The organism is Roseiarcus sp. (assembly GCF_052145395.1).
Lineage (GTDB): Bacteria > Pseudomonadota > Alphaproteobacteria > Rhizobiales > Beijerinckiaceae > Roseiarcus.
On record NZ_JBKQOT010000450.1, the window covers coordinates 1 to 14,089 of the forward strand.

Here is a 14,089-nt window from a genome sequence, read left to right on the forward strand (position 1 = left end):
CCGGTCAGGCGCCCGACAACATGGCCTTCGACCGTCACCTCGCCGTCGGCGCCGATGCCGCCGAGCACCGGCCCGGCGTGCTGATGGAGCGAGCGCATGAGCGCGCTCGTGCGGCGGTCGACGAAGCGCTGCATCAGCGACTGGTGCAAGGTGTCGGAGAGCCGGTCCTCGAGGCCGCGGGCGCGGTGCTGCCAGCCGGCCGGGTCCGCGAGCCAGTTCGACCGATTGGCGACATAGGCGAGGGTGCGCACCCGGGCGAGGCGGGTCTGCAGGGCGTCGATGTCGCCGTCGGTTCGGTCGAGCGCGGCGAACTGGCCCTGCATCCAGTCTTCCGGCACGCGTCGGTCGCCCTGGGTCAGGTGCTCGAACAGGCCGCCGATCAGGCGCGTGTGCTCTTCCTGCGTGGTCTTGCGGAAGTCGGGGGTCTGGCACGCCTCCCAGAGGCGCTTCAGATTGGCGCGGTCACGGGTGCGGCGGACGACCAGTTCGTCGACCGAAAGCTGGCGCAGCGTGATCTCGTCCTGCGCCTCCTCGCTGAGCCTGAGCGCCTGGGTCGGGGGCGGGGCGGCGAGCGAGCGCATCAGGCACGGAAGCGAGGAGAAGTCGAGTTCGGCGTTGCGCCACTCCGCCCCCTGGACGGCGGGAAAGACATGGCCCTCGATGGCGGCCACAATGTCGGGGTCGAGGTCCGGGGCGTCGCTGGTCACGCCGAACGAGCCGTCGCGGCGAAAACGGCCGGCGCGGCCGGCGATCTGGCCGATCTCCTGGGAAAGGAGGCCACGGGTGCGGCGGCCGTCGAACTTGCGCAGGCCCGCGAAGGCGACGTGGTCCACGTCCATATTGAGGCCCATGCCGATCGCGTCGGTCGCGACCAGAAAATCGACCTCGCCCGACTGGAAGAGCCCGACCTGGGCGTTACGGGTGCGCGGCGACAGCGAGCCCATCACCACCGCGGCGCCGCCGCGATGGCGGCGGATGAGTTCGGCGATGGCGTAGACCGCGTCGGCCGAAAAGGCCACGATTGCGCTCCGCCGGGGCAGGCGGGTCAGCTTCTTCGGGCCGGCGTAGCTCAGAGTCGACAGGCGCTCGCGGAACTGGATCTCCGCGTTGGGGCAGAGGCGGCGGACCAGGGGAACCATGGTCGCCGCGCCCATGAGCATGGTCTCGTGGACGCCGCGGGCGTGCATGAGGCGGTGGGTGAAGACGTGTCCGCGTTCGGGATCGGCGCAGAGCTGGATCTCGTCGACCGCCAGAAACTCGACCTTGCGGTCGAGCGGCATCGCCTCGACCGTGCAGACGAAATACTGCGGATGGGCGGGGACGATCTTCTCCTCGCCGGTGACGAGCGCGACGCACTTCGCCCCGCGCGTCTTCACGATCCTGTCATAAATCTCGCGCGCCAGCAGGCGCAGCGGGAGGCCGATCATTCCGGACGAATGGGCCAACATGCGCTCCACCGCGAGGTGGGTCTTGCCGGTGTTGGTCGGACCGAGAACGGCGACCAGACGCGAGCGCTGTGGCGAGTCGTTCATGGCAGGGAATGTGGAGGACGAAACATTGTTCCGCAAGTTCTTGTATCTGTCACATTTCCAACTTCGTCACGGAAATGTCGCAATGGGCCTTGCGCCCTTGTCGCGACGGCCAAACTGGGCCACGCTCATGTCGCTGCGGCGAACTGGGCCGCGCGGAGAGGGAGGCGAGGCCATGTCTTTCGGTCAGATCGAGGGGACCGGCGTTCTCGTTCTCGATCCGCGATTCAAGCGGCTGTTCGCCGGCTATGTCCGGCTCGAGCGGCTGTGGACGGGCGCGGTCTGGAGCGAAGGGCCTGCCTGGTTTCCCGCCGGGCGGTATCTCGTCTGGTCCGACATTCCCAACAACCGCATGCTGCGCTGGGCCGAGGATTCCGGTCACGTGTCGGTGTTTCGGGCGCCGTCGAACAATTCCAACGGCAACACGATCGACAATCAGGGCCGGCTTGTCACCTGCGAGCACCTGACCCGGCGGGTGACGCGCACCGAGATCGACGGCTCGATCACCGTCGTCGCCGACCGCTGGCAGGGTCGTCGGCTCAATTCGCCGAACGACGCCGTGGTGAAGTCCGACGATTCGATCTGGTTCACCGACCCGGCCTACGGCATCGATTCGGACAACGAGGGCGACCGGGCTGAGCCGGAGATCGACGGCTGCTACGTCTATCGCGTCGACCCGGGCGGCGCGGTCGAGCGCGTCATCGACGACATGCTGCGGCCGAACGGCCTCGCCTTCTCGCCCGACGAGAGCGTTCTTTATGTCGCCGACACTGGCGCAACCCACAAGGAGAACGGGCCACGCCACATCCGGCGATTCGCCGTGGCGGCCGACGGCAGGAGCGTGACGGGCGGGGAGGTGTTCGCCGAATCGACATCAGGCCTGTTTGATGGCTTCCGCGTCGACCGCGAGGGGCGGATCTGGACGAGCTGCGACGAGGGGGTCCAATGCTTCGATCCGGACGGGACGCTGATCGGCACGATTCTTGTCCCCGAGACGGTCGCAAACGTGACCTTCGGCGGCGCCAAGCGCAACCGTCTGTTGATCTGCGGAACGAGTTCGCTCTATTCGATCCTGCTGATGACCAACGGCTGCCGGCTCGGCTGAGGCGTGGCGGGTCTTGATCCGGACAAAAGCCGCCCATAGCTTTTTAGCGTCGGCGAAGGCCGAGCGCGGCGGCAAAGATCGAGTGGAGCGAGAGACATGGGGGTGAGCATCACGTTCAAGCGTCCGGACGGCCACGACGCGCAGGGCTACCTGGCCAACGCCGCCGCCGGCGATGCGCCGGGGCTGGTGGTGATCCAGGAATGGTGGGGTCTGTCGGAGCAGATCAAGGCGATGGTCGACCGCTTTGCGCTGGCCGGCTGCGACGCGCTCGCGCCCGACCTCTACGGCGGCAAGGTCGTGCCCTATCACGACGCCGACGCGGCGGGGAAAGAGATGTCGTCGCTCGACTTCTTGGATGCGACGTCGCAATCCGTGCGCGGCGCCGCGCAATACCTGGCGCGCAACGGGGCCAAGGTCGGCATCGCCGGATTCTGCATGGGCGGTTGGGTGACGGTCATCGGCGCGGCGCACATTCCGGAATTTGCCGCCGCGGTGACCTTTTACGGGCTGCCCCCGGCCGAGGCGGTCAAGCCCGCCGACGTCAAGCCCGCCGACGTCAAGATCCCGCTGCAAGGGCACTTCGCCAACCGCGACGACTGGGTCGCGCCGGCGCGGGTCGACGATTTCGAGGCGGGGCTGAACGCGGCGGGCAAGAGCTTCGAATTCTTCCGCTACGACGCCGACCACGCTTTCGCCAACGAGCAGCGGGCGTCCGTCCACGACCGCCATGCGACCGAGCTCGCCTGGTCGCGAGCGATCGCGTTCTTCAAGAAGCACCTCGGCTGACCGGAGAGCGCCGATGGATCTGGGCCTCCGGGATACGGTCGTGCTCGTCACCGGGGGCTCCAAGGGGATCGGGCTCGCCTGCGCCGAGGCGTTTCTCGCCAGGGGGCGCGCCTCGCCGTCTGCTCCCGGGCGCAGGCGAACATCGACCGGGCGCTGGCGTCGCTGCCCGGCGCCGCCGGGTTCGCCGCCGATTGCGCCGACGCCCACGCCGCGGCGGCGATGGTCGATGCGGTCGAAGCGCGGCTCGGCCCCATCGACGTGCTGGTCAACTCGGCCGGCGCCGCCCGCCGGACGCCGCCGCCCGATCTGGCCCCCGCAGTCTGGCGGGAGGCGTTCGACGCGAAATTCTTCTCCTACATCAACGTGATCGACCCGATGGTGAAGCGCATGGCGGCGCGCGGGCGAGGCGTCATCGTCAATGTCATCGGCGTGGGCGGCAAGGCGGCCTCGCCGACCCATCTCGCGGGCGGGTCGGCCAACGCCGCCTTGATGCTGGCGACCGCCGGCCTTGGCGCCGCCTATGCAGCGAGCGGGGTCAGGGTCGTCGGCGTAAGCCCGGGGCTCACGGAAACCGAGCGCGTGGCCGAAGGGCTTGCGGCCGACGCGCGGCTCGCCGGCGTCGATCTTAAGGAGGCGCGCCGTCGGGCGCTGGCGAAAATCCCGATGGGACGGCCCGCGAGCCCGGGCGAGATCGCCGACGCCGTCCTGTTCCTCGCTTCGGCGAAGGCTTCCTATGTGACGGGGACGACTCTTTCGATGGACGGGGCGCAAAACCCGACGGTCATGTGAGGGGGACGGCCCGGCCGCTCATGGGCCGATCAGGAAGCGGTCTTGCGGCGAGCGCCGAACTGGGTCATGCGCCGAATCTGGGCGGCGCCGGCGTGTTTCGGCAGTTTCTCGGCGATGCCGTACATCCGCTCGCGCCGGTCGATCTCGCTCATCACCTCTCCGGGCGTCACGCCGCACTCCGCCCAGATGACGGCGAGGTGGTAGAGCATGTCGGCGCTTTCGAGGACGACCGACTCGCGGTTCATCTGCACGGCGTCGAGGCCGACCTCGATCGCCTCCTCGACCAACTTCTTGGCCATCTTCTGCACGCCGTCGCGGAACAGCTTCGAGGTGCGCGACTCCGAAGGGCTGCGGTCCCGCGCCTCGAGCACTCCGGAGAAAAGCCTGTCGAGCGAATCCATCGTGATCCCTTCGTCTCCGAATCCTCCCATCATGGCGAGAACAGCTTTACGCAGTGTGACAACGCGCCGCCATCCGCAAAGTTCTTGCGCGATTCCGGTAAATTCCTGTGAACAAGTCGTCGCTTTAGGCGGCCAGCGCCGCGAACAGCGGCCGCCCGTCGATCCCGCCGACCAGAGGGTCGATCAGGTTCTCCGGGTGCGGCATCAGGCCGAGCACGTTGAACCGGCGGTTGAACACGCCGGCGATGTTATGCTCGGCTCCGTTGGGATTGGCGGCCTGGTCGACCCGCCCGGCGGCGTCGCAGTAGCGGAAGGCGACCTGTCCCGCGCCCTCGATCGCCTCGAGAGTCGCGTCGTCGGCCTCGAAATTCCCCTCGCCGTGGGCGATGGCGAACTTGACCACCTGACCTTCGGCGTAGCCGCGGGTGAATGGCGTCGTCGCGTTCTCGACGCGGAGGTGCTGCATCTTGCACACGAAGCGGCGGCTGGCGTTGCGCATCAGCACGCCCGGCAGCAGACCCGCCTCGCACAGGATCTGGAAGCCGTTGCAAATGCCGAGCACGAGGCCGCCGCGCTCGGCGTGGCGCGCCACCGCGCGCATGATGGGCGAGCGCGCCGCGATGGCGCCGCAGCGAAGATAGTCGCCGTAGGAGAAGCCGCCGGGCAGGACAACGAGGTCGGTCCCCGGGGGCAGCTCGGGATCGGCGTGCCATACGATGGCGGGCGCGCGGCCGGAAGCCTCGCGGATGGCGCGGGCGGCGTCCTGTTCGCGATTCGAGCCGGGAAAGAGGATGACGGCGGACTTCATCGGTGGTCAGGCGATCTCGATTGCGTAGTTCTCGACGATCGTGTTGGCGAGCAGCCGCTCGCAAGCTTCGCTCAGCGTTTTCCGCGCGCCGTCGCGGTCGTCGCCCTCGATCTCGATGTCGAACACCTTGCCTTGGCGCACGGCGGTCACGCCGTCGATCGACAGCGACTTCAGTGCGCCCTCGATCGCCTTGCCTTGCGGATCGAGCACACCGCCCTTCAGCGTGACGACGACGCGAGCTTTCACGGGCCTCATCTCCGGTTCGTTCAGGCGGCGTTCGACGCCGGCGCCATGGTGAGCAGCGCATAGAGCGCCGCGGGGTCGCGGGTGGCGCGCAGTTGCGAGGCGATGGCCGCATTGCGCAACAGGCGCGCGATCGACGCCAGCGCCTTGAGGTGGTCGGCGCCGGCCGATTCCGGAGCGATCAGCATGCAGATCAGGTCGACAGGCAGCCCGTCGGGCGCCTCGAAGTCGATGGCGCGCTCGAGCCGCCCGAACACACCAAAGATCTGGTCGCATTTGGCGAGCTTGCCATGGGGGATCGCGACGCCGTCGCCCACCCCGGTCGAGCCCAGCCGCTCCCGCTGAAGGAGGGCGTCGAACACCTCCCGCGCCGGGAGGCCGGAGACGGCCGCGGCGCGCTCGCTCATCTCCTGGAGCGCCTGCTTCTTGCCGTTGACCCGCAGGGCCGGGAGCACGGCGTCCGGTTTGATGAGTTGGGATAGCGACATATCCGTCCTAGATGTTCGGCGGCCGTCCTTGCCCCCGTCGATCGCCGTCAGCGTGGATCCAGCCACCCTATCGCTCCATCCCGGCGCCGATAAACGATGTTCACTCGCCCGCTCCCCGCGTGCGCGAACACCACGACCGGCGCGCCCGTGAGGTCGAGCTCCGCGACCGCCGATGCGACGGATAGCGACTTGAGCGCCTCCGTTCCCTCGGCGACGACCACCGGATTAAAGCCCCCGGCCGGCTCCACGTCGTCTGACGGCGCCTCGACCACATAATTGGTAACGGTGCCTTCGCCCTGCGCCGGAACCATGATCTCGGGGGTTCCCGAACGGCCCTTGAGGCGCTGCTTGTAGCGCCTGAGCCGCGCCTCGATCTTGTCGGCGGCGTGCTCGAAACAGGGATAGGGTTCGTGCGCCGCGCCCTCGGCGTGCAGACTTACGCCGGAGCTCAGCCGCAGCGTGCAGTCCGAACGATATCCGGAACCCTCACGGGCGATCACCACGTGCCCGCTCACCGTTCCGTTGAAGTAGCGGGCGACCATCCCCTCCACTTTGTCCAACACGTGTTGCCGCAAAGATTCCCCGACGTCGAGGTTCTTGCCGGTTACTCTCACAGTCATCGGTTATTGGCCTTGTTCTTTCGGCGAGCCGCGCGCCTCATCGCCGCCGCTCGTCCCTGCGCCAGCTGGCGCTCTCTCCTTCGCCCCGCTTCGCCGGGGACATCGCAAGCGATCCTCCCGAAATTAGCGTTAGGAGCCTGCCGCGGCCGTGTCAATCGCCGGCGCATCATGTTGTTTCGGCGCAGCAAATGAGGTTCACGCCTCGACCTGAACAGAATCGCTCCGCGTTCGCAGAGCGCCGATCGGCGACATCTTCAGCTTGCGCCGCTCGACCGAGGACGGAATCTTGAGACTGTCGCGGTACTTCGCCACGGTGCGGCGCGCCACGACGATCTCGGCCCTGCGAAGCCGTTCGACGATGCCGTCGTCGGACAGGACGTCCTCCGGATCCTCCTCGTCGATCATTTGTCGTATGCGCTGCCGCACAGCCTCCGCCGAGTGAGACTGGGTCGAGTCGGTGGAGGGGATCGCGGCAGTGAAGAAGTATTTCATCTCGAACAGGCCGCGGGGCGTCTGGATGAACTTGTGCGCCGTGGCGCGCGAGACGGTCGATTCGTGCACCCCGATCGCTTCGCCGATCATCTTCAGGTTCAAGGGTTTCAGCGCCGACACGCCTTCGACCAAAAAGGCGTCCTGCCGCCGCACGATCTCGCTCGCCACGTTGAGAATGGTGCGCGCGCGCTGCTCGAGGCTCTTGGTCAGCCAGTTCGCCGACTGAAGCTGGGCGGACACGTATTGCTTGTCCTCGTCGCGGCTCGCGCCGCGCCGGATGACCGCGGCGTAGGTCTCGTTGACCAGCACGCGCGGCAGCGCCTGACTGTTGAGTTCGACGCGCCATGTCCGGTCGGGCGCGGCGACGACAAAGACGTCGGGGATGGCGGGCGCGCCCGGCGGGTCGCCGAAGGCGCGGCCGGGCTTCGGCTCGAGGCGCCGGATTTCCGCGATCATGTCGGCGAGATCCTCGTCGTCGACGCCGCAGACCTTGCGAAGCAGGGGAAAGTCGCGTCGCGCCAGCGCGGGCAGGTTGGCGATCATCGCCTCCATGGCGGGATCGAAACGGTCGCGCTCGCGCAACTGTAGCGCGAGGCACTCGGCGAGGTTGCGGGCGAACACGCCCGTCGGCTCGAGCGTCTGCAACTTCATGAGCACCGCCTCAACGGCTTCCCGGGTCGTTCCGAGTCGTTCGGCGATTTCCTCCAGCGAGCCGATGAAATAGCCCGCCTCGTCGAGCCCGTCGATCAGCGCGACGCCGATCATGCGCTCGGACGGATCGACCAGGATGACGCCGGCCTGGCGGTCGAGGTGTTCCTGCAGCGAGGGGGTCTCGGACACGTAGGCCTCGAGGTCGGGGGCCTCGCCCGAGCCCGACCCGCCGCCGACTCCGGCCCAGGACCCGGTCGAGAGCCCCTCGCCGAGCGGCGTCTCCGCCGCGGGCACGGTGCGGTCCGGCTCGAAAGCGTTCTCGACCTCGGTGCCGAGATTGGCTTCCATCGCCGTCCGGTCGGTCTCCAGCGACTCGGACGCCCAGTCGCCGGGCTCGACGGGGCGATCCGTGGCCGGCGCTTCCGGCGGACCTTCGAGCCGTTCGGCCTCGCGGCCCTCGTGCTCCTCGGCCCGCTCGAGCAGCGGATTGCTCGAAAGCTCGTTCTCGATGAAGGCGGAAAGCTCCAAGTTCGGCATCTGCAACAGCTTGATCGCCTGAAGCAGTTGCGGCGTCAGAACCATCGTCTGACCCTGCCGCATCGTCAGTTTGGCCGAAAGCGCCATTGCACCCTTGCTTTTGCTGCACCCACGCCGTGAACCGCGGCGCGCTTCTTGCTTGCCGGTTTATAGCACGCGTTCGCCGCGCGCCCAGATAAACAATTTGGACAAATTGGTCGCACCGGAATCGATGCGCCGTTGCGCTACCGCATCCTTGGGTGGATCGGGCGGGTGGCGTGGCAATGATATAAAGATTTGCTTATATGTTTATTGCGCCATGCGCCGGCCGCTGGTAAGGGAGCGGCCGAACGTCAAACGGGACAGGACGCAATGACCAAAGCCGCCGATTACGCCGTCGCCGACATCGGCCTTGCCGCTTTCGGGCGCAAGGAGATCGCGATCGCCGAGACCGAAATGCCGGGCCTGATGGCGACGCGCGCCGAATACGCCGCCGCCCAGCCGCTCAAGGGCGCGCGCATCGCGGGCTCGCTCCACATGACCATCCAGACGGCGGTCCTGATCGAGACGCTGAAAACGCTGGGCGCCGACGTCCGCTGGGCGTCGTGCAACATCTATTCGACCCAGGACCATGCCGCTGCGGCCATCGCCGCCTCCGGCACGCCGGTGTTCGCGATCAAGGGCGAGAGCCTCAAGGACTACTGGGACTACACCCACCGCATCTTCGACTGGGCCGACGGCGGCGCGCCGAACATGATCCTCGACGACGGCGGCGACGCGACGCTGCTCATCCACTTGGGCCTCCGCGCCGAGCAGGGCGACACGGCCTTCCTCGACAAGGCGACCAACGAGGAGGAGGAGGTGCTGTTCGCCGCGATCAAGGCGCGGCTCAAGGACAAGCCCGGCTGGTACGCCAAGAATGGAGAGTCGATCCGCGGCGTCACCGAGGAAACGACGACGGGCGTGCATCGCCTCTATGTCATGGCCAAGGAGGGCAAGCTTTTGTGGCCGGCGATCAACGTCAACGACAGCGTCACCAAGTCGAAATTCGACAACCTCTACGGCTGCCGCGAGTCGCTCGTCGACGGCATCCGCCGCGGCACCGACGTGATGATGGCCGGCAAGGTCGCGATGGTCGCGGGCTTCGGCGACGTCGGCAAGGGCTCGGCCGCCTCGCTCCGCAACGCCGGCTGCCGCGTGCTGGTGTCGGAGGTCGACCCGATCTGCGCGCTGCAGGCGGCGATGGAGGGCTATGAAGTCACGACCATGGAAGACGCCGCGCCGCGTGCCGACATCTTCGTCAGCGCCACCGGCAACATTGACGTCATCACCCTCGATCACATGCGCCAGATGCGCGACCGCGTCATCGTCTGCAACATCGGCCACTTCGACTCGGAGATCCAGGTCTCGAGCTTACGCAACTACAAGTGGAACAACGTCAAGCCGCAGGTCGACGAGATCGAATTTCCCGACGGCAAGAAAATTCTCCTGCTTTCGGAAGGCCGCCTGGTCAATCTGGGCAACGCCACCGGCCATCCCTCTTTCGTGATGTCGGCCTCCTTCACCAACCAGACGCTCGCCCAGATCGAGCTTTTCACCAAGCCCGGCCAGTACGGCAAGCAGGTCTACACTTTGCCCAAGCACCTCGACGAGAAGGTCGCCGCGCTCCACCTTGCCAAGGTCGGCGCCAAGCTCACCAAGATGACGCCCGAGCAGGCGAATTACCTAGGCGTGCCGCAGAACGGGCCGTTTAAGGCGGAGACGTACCGGTACTGAGCGTTCGTGGCTGTCGCTCTTCCGCCACGGCGAAGGCGACGCGACAGCCTCGCGCCGTTATTGGTTCTTCGTCCAGAGCGCCTGGTGGCGCGAGTGGCCCTCGCAGTTCTTGAACGCATTGTCGTATTGCAGCACAAAGCCGCGTCCGGTCAGCTCCGTGTTCTTTGCCTGGAAACCGTCATCGCCTAACGCGAAAAATAGCCACGTCATTCCTCGCGGTCGGGAGCTCCAGTGGGCGCGCATCTTTACCACGCCATCCTCGCATTTGGCTGAAAGGGAGTCCGGATAATTGCCGTTGGCGGCCTCCTTTTTGAACTCGGCGGCAAAGTCATCGCGGCTGATCCAGCCGTTGAGCTCGGCGGGCTTGGCCGGCGAGACACTGGCGGGCGAGTCTGTGGCAGGCGAGTCTGTGGCAGGAGCGGCATCGGGGGAGTCGTCGACTGCGGCCGGCGAGACGCTGGCAGGGGCCACCGCAGCCGGGGAGCCGTTGGCGGAGGCCGGGGGAGCCGCGTTTGGAACTGCGGTCCCATTCGACGGCGGCGCCACGGCCGCCAGGCTCGAACCGGACGCAGCGGCGGCTGCCGTTTTCTGCTCAGGACTCGCGCCGCGTTGGGCGAAAAACCACGCCGCTGCAGCGGCGACCAGGACGAGCGCCACGGCAACCAGAACGAGGGGCAGACGTCCTGGCTTCGCGCGCGGGAGAGGAGCCGAGGCGGCCGCGTCGGCGCTCGTCTGTGGCGCGCGGTTCGCGGCAGCCGTGGCCTCGGCAGGCGTTGCTCGTGGAAGCGTTTCCGGCGTTACGGATGCGGGCTGAGCCGCGATTGCCGTTCTCTGGAAAGGCTGGCCCTCGATCTCCGCGAGCGCGTCCGTCAGCCGCTCGGCGTCCGAATCGAAGCGGGCGTGGGAAATCTCGACCGCCTGCCGGCGGACCAGCGTCTTCAGGCCATCCGGCAACTGATCCGCCCGCGGCATCGCCGCGCCGTCGACAAGCACCGGAATGACGGGAACATTGCGCTTCAACGCCACTTCAATCTCGATTCGGACGAAGTCGTTGGGATCGTCGAGGCGCCGCCGGATTTCGCCGTCGGCGCTCGCGATCCACTGTTTGCCGATGATCGCGATGAGCGCGTCGCACGCGCCGACGCGTTCCGACAGGACCTCGACGAAATCGCGACCGGGTTGGATCGTATCGACGTCGAAGAACACCGCGTCGTGTCCCAGGCGGCTCGACAGGCGGTCGAAGATCCGCCCCGCGTATCCAGCCGAATCGTCACGCCGATAGCTGATGAAGACTCCGCCCGTCACCGCCCGGTCTCCATATTCGTCGGAATGCTAAACCAGGCGCCCTCGGCGTGCAATTGCCGAAACCGCGGCAGCCGAGCGCGACAACGTTTACGGCGGACTTGCGCGCGGGCGATTTGAGGGGAGGGACGCCACGCGGACGTCTTGCCTAGCGCGCCGCGAGCCCTCCCATCAGCATGTACTTCAGTTCGACATATTCCTCCACGCCGTGGCGGGAGCCTTCGCGGCCGATTCCGCTCTCCTTCACGCCGCCGAACGGCGCTTCGGCGGTCGAGATGATGCCCTCGTTGATGCCGACCATGCCGTATTCCAGACCTTCGGCGACGCGCCAGACGCGGCCGATGTCGCGGGCGTAGAAATAGCAGGCGAGGCCGAATTCGGTGGCGTTCGCCATGGCGATCGCCTCCTCCTCGGTCTTGAAGCGGAAGAGCGGGGCGACCGGCCCAAACGTCTCCTCGCGCGCCACCGCCATGCTTGGCGTCACGCCGGCGAGCACGGTCGGCTCGAAGAAATTGCCGCCGAGCGCCTTGCCGCCGACGACAATCTTCGCGCCCTTCGACACCGCGTCCGCGACATGGCTCTTGACCTTGGTCACCGCCGCCTCGTTGATCAGCGGCCCGGTGGTGACGCCGGCCTCGAAGCCGTCGCCGACCTGGAGCTTCTTGACCGCCTCGGCGAGTTTCGCGGCGAACGCGTCGTAGACGCCGTCCTGGACCAGAAGCCGGTTGGCGCAGACGCAGGTCTGGCCGGCGTTGCGGTATTTGGAGGCCATGGCGCCCTCGACCGCCGCGTCGAGGTCGGCGTCGTCGAAGACGATGAACGGCGCATTGCCGCCGAGCTCGAGCCCGAGCTTCTTGATGGTCGGGGCGCACTGCGCCATCAGCACGCGGCCGATCTCGGTCGAGCCGGTGAAGGTGAGGCCCCGGACGATCGGGTTCGAGGTCATCTCCCCGCCGATCTCGCGCGAAGAGCCGGTGAGGACCGAGAAGACGCCGGGCGGAAGGCCGGCGCGCTCGCCGAGCTCCGCCAGCGCCAGCGCGGACAGGGGCGTCTCCCCCGCCGGCTTGCAGACGAAGGCGCAGCCGGCGGCGAGCGCCGGTCCCGCCTTGCGGGTAATCATGGCGTTGGGGAAGTTCCAGGGCGTGATCGCGGCGACGACGCCGAGCGGCTGCCGGATCACGATGATGCGCGAATGGGGCCAGGGCGAGGGGATCGTCTCGCCGTAGATGCGCTTGGCCTCCTCGGCGAAGAACTCGATGAAGGAGGCGCCGTAGGCGATCTCGCCGCGCGACTCGGCGAGGGGTTTGCCCTGCTCGGCGGTCATGATGCGCGCGAGGTCCTCCTGATTGTCCATCATCAGGGCGAACCACTTGCGCAATATGGCGGCGCGCTCCTTGGCGGTCATTTTCGCCCACAGCTTCTGGGCCTTTTCCGCGGCCTCGATCGCGCGCCGCGTCTCCGCCGCGCCGAGCTTGGGGACATGGCCGACGACGCTGTCGTCGACGGGATTGGTGACGGCGATCGTAGCCGGGCCGCCGATCCACTCGCCGGCGACGTAGCATTTGTCCTTGAGGAGGGTTTGATCCTTCAGCGTCAAGGTCGTCATTGGTGAATCTCCTTTGGCGCCGCGCGCATCGACACTTCCACCCGTTCACTACCGCTTCCGCTCCGGCGTCGTCCACGCGCTGCATGTTTTCCATCATCGTCAACAGATAGTGCAGATGTGGGCCGCGATCTTTGATCGAGAAGTCCGCGAGAATTTGCTCGTAACAGGCGTGGATCTTGAGCAGGGCGAGGTCGCCGCGCCGCCCTCTGGCAATCCAGAAGTTCAGGTTGCGCGAGATGCTACGGCAAGGGACATTGTCGTCCGAACTTGATCGCCATCGACGGGCGACGGGGAGGGAAACGCCATGGCCCCAGATGCCGGATCATCTGAATTCCTTATTGAAATTGGCCTCTGCGGGACATCCCCAATTGGACTTTGCTCCGCCACAGGCTCATTGACCGCGGGATCGAACGCGTCCTCGGACGAGGCGTCCGAGTCGACGCGAGGACGGCTCTGGAAAATAGTTTAGCACTGAACTATTATCTCGTGACAGGCCAAAACAGCGCCTCCCCGAAAGGCGCTAGCAGATGCAGTGGCGGGTCGTCGGGCGGGAGTCGTGGGACGGTATGAGGACGAGGCAACAATGACGCCGAAAGAAATTGTCGAAAAATTCGGGCCGCGAGAGGCGATGGCCTATGACGTGGTGGTCGTCGGCGCCGGCCCGGCCGGGCTTGCGACCGCGATCCGCCTGAAAGAGCTCAATGCAGATCTCTCGGTCATCGTGCTGGAAAAGGGCTCGGAGCCGGGCGCGCACATCCTTTCCTGGGCGGTTATGGACCCCCGGGCGCTGACGGAGCTTTTTCCCGACTGGAAAGAGCGCGGCGCGCCGCTCAACCAACCTGTGATGAGCGACGACGTTTTGCTCCTGACGGCGACGGGGTCGCGGCGCGTGCCGGACTTTCTGGTCCCGCGGACGTTCCACAACCACGGCTGCTACGTCGTCCGGCTCGGCTATGTGGTGAAGTGGCTCGCCGAGC

14 protein-coding genes are annotated in these 14,089 nt (G+C 67.0%); 5 read left to right on the forward strand and 9 right to left on the reverse strand.

From position 1 onward, the window contains the following. A partial coding sequence (locus ACLP25_RS15295) for a helicase-related protein (RefSeq protein WP_442470042.1) occupies window positions 1–1,532 on the reverse strand: 1,532 nt, incomplete at its 3' end. A 172-nt stretch (window positions 1,533–1,704) separates the two neighbouring features. On the opposite strand from ACLP25_RS15295, the gene ACLP25_RS15300 reads away from it, so the two are divergent. The 3 genes from ACLP25_RS15300 (at window position 1,705) to ACLP25_RS15310 (ending at window position 4,209) form a co-directional block, all read left to right on the forward strand. Next, window positions 1,705–2,634 carry an SMP-30/gluconolactonase/LRE family protein gene (locus ACLP25_RS15300; protein WP_442470043.1) on the forward strand — a complete coding sequence of 310 codons (930 nt, stop codon included), beginning with the start codon at window positions 1,705–1,707 and terminating at the stop codon, window positions 2,632–2,634. A gap of 96 nt (window positions 2,635–2,730) precedes the next feature. After that, on the forward strand, window positions 2,731–3,420 hold the full coding sequence (locus ACLP25_RS15305) for a dienelactone hydrolase family protein (protein WP_442470044.1): 690 nt from the start codon (window positions 2,731–2,733) through the stop codon (window positions 3,418–3,420). Between the two features lie 141 nt (window positions 3,421–3,561). Next, entirely contained in the window at window positions 3,562–4,209 is a 648-nt protein-coding gene (locus ACLP25_RS15310) for an SDR family oxidoreductase (RefSeq protein ID WP_442470053.1), read from the forward strand. 29 nt (window positions 4,210–4,238) lie between these two features. Here the strand turns inward: ACLP25_RS15310 and hisE are convergent, their stop codons facing one another. From hisE to rpoN, 6 genes are all read right to left on the reverse strand, one after another. Next, window positions 4,239–4,610: a phosphoribosyl-ATP diphosphatase gene (gene hisE, locus ACLP25_RS15315; RefSeq protein ID WP_442470045.1), complete on the reverse strand. Its 372-nt coding sequence runs from the start codon at window positions 4,608–4,610 to the stop codon at window positions 4,239–4,241. A 124-nt stretch (window positions 4,611–4,734) separates the two neighbouring features. Continuing rightward, a complete protein-coding gene (gene purQ / locus ACLP25_RS15320; protein ID WP_442470046.1) occupies window positions 4,735–5,418 on the reverse strand; it encodes a phosphoribosylformylglycinamidine synthase subunit PurQ in 684 nt (227 codons plus the stop codon). A gap of 6 nt (window positions 5,419–5,424) precedes the next feature. After that, complete coding sequence (gene purS / locus ACLP25_RS15325; RefSeq protein WP_442470054.1) at window positions 5,425–5,664, reverse strand: phosphoribosylformylglycinamidine synthase subunit PurS; 240 nt, start codon at window positions 5,662–5,664, stop codon at window positions 5,425–5,427. Between the two features lie 20 nt (window positions 5,665–5,684). Then, a complete protein-coding gene (locus tag ACLP25_RS15330; protein WP_442470055.1) occupies window positions 5,685–6,149 on the reverse strand; it encodes a PTS sugar transporter subunit IIA in 465 nt (154 codons plus the stop codon). Window positions 6,150–6,196: 47 nt separating this feature from the next. After that, the gene (gene hpf / locus ACLP25_RS15335) at window positions 6,197–6,769 is read right to left on the reverse strand and encodes a ribosome hibernation-promoting factor, HPF/YfiA family (RefSeq protein WP_442470047.1); all 573 of its coding nucleotides are present in this window, start codon (window positions 6,767–6,769) and stop codon (window positions 6,197–6,199) included. 195 nt (window positions 6,770–6,964) lie between these two features. Next, entirely contained in the window at window positions 6,965–8,536 is a 1,572-nt protein-coding gene (rpoN, locus tag ACLP25_RS15340; RefSeq protein WP_442470048.1) for an RNA polymerase factor sigma-54, read from the reverse strand. Window positions 8,537–8,800: 264 nt separating this feature from the next. On the opposite strand from rpoN, the gene ahcY reads away from it, so the two are divergent. Continuing rightward, window positions 8,801–10,204, forward strand: a complete 1,404-nt coding sequence (ahcY, locus tag ACLP25_RS15345; RefSeq protein WP_442470049.1) for an adenosylhomocysteinase — start codon at window positions 8,801–8,803, stop codon at window positions 10,202–10,204. A 57-nt stretch (window positions 10,205–10,261) separates the two neighbouring features. On the opposite strand, the gene ACLP25_RS15350 is transcribed toward ahcY, so the two are convergent. Then, entirely contained in the window at window positions 10,262–11,509 is a 1,248-nt protein-coding gene (locus tag ACLP25_RS15350; RefSeq protein WP_442470050.1) for a TIR domain-containing protein, read from the reverse strand. 145 nt (window positions 11,510–11,654) lie between these two features. Next, window positions 11,655–13,112 (reverse strand): NAD-dependent succinate-semialdehyde dehydrogenase, encoded by a 1,458-nt coding sequence (locus ACLP25_RS15355; RefSeq protein WP_442470051.1) that lies wholly within the window; start codon window positions 13,110–13,112, stop codon window positions 11,655–11,657. A gap of 583 nt (window positions 13,113–13,695) precedes the next feature. On the opposite strand from ACLP25_RS15355, the gene ACLP25_RS15360 reads away from it, so the two are divergent. Beyond that, the coding region (locus ACLP25_RS15360) for an FAD-dependent oxidoreductase (protein ID WP_442470052.1) at window positions 13,696–14,089 on the forward strand (394 nt) is incomplete at its 3' end.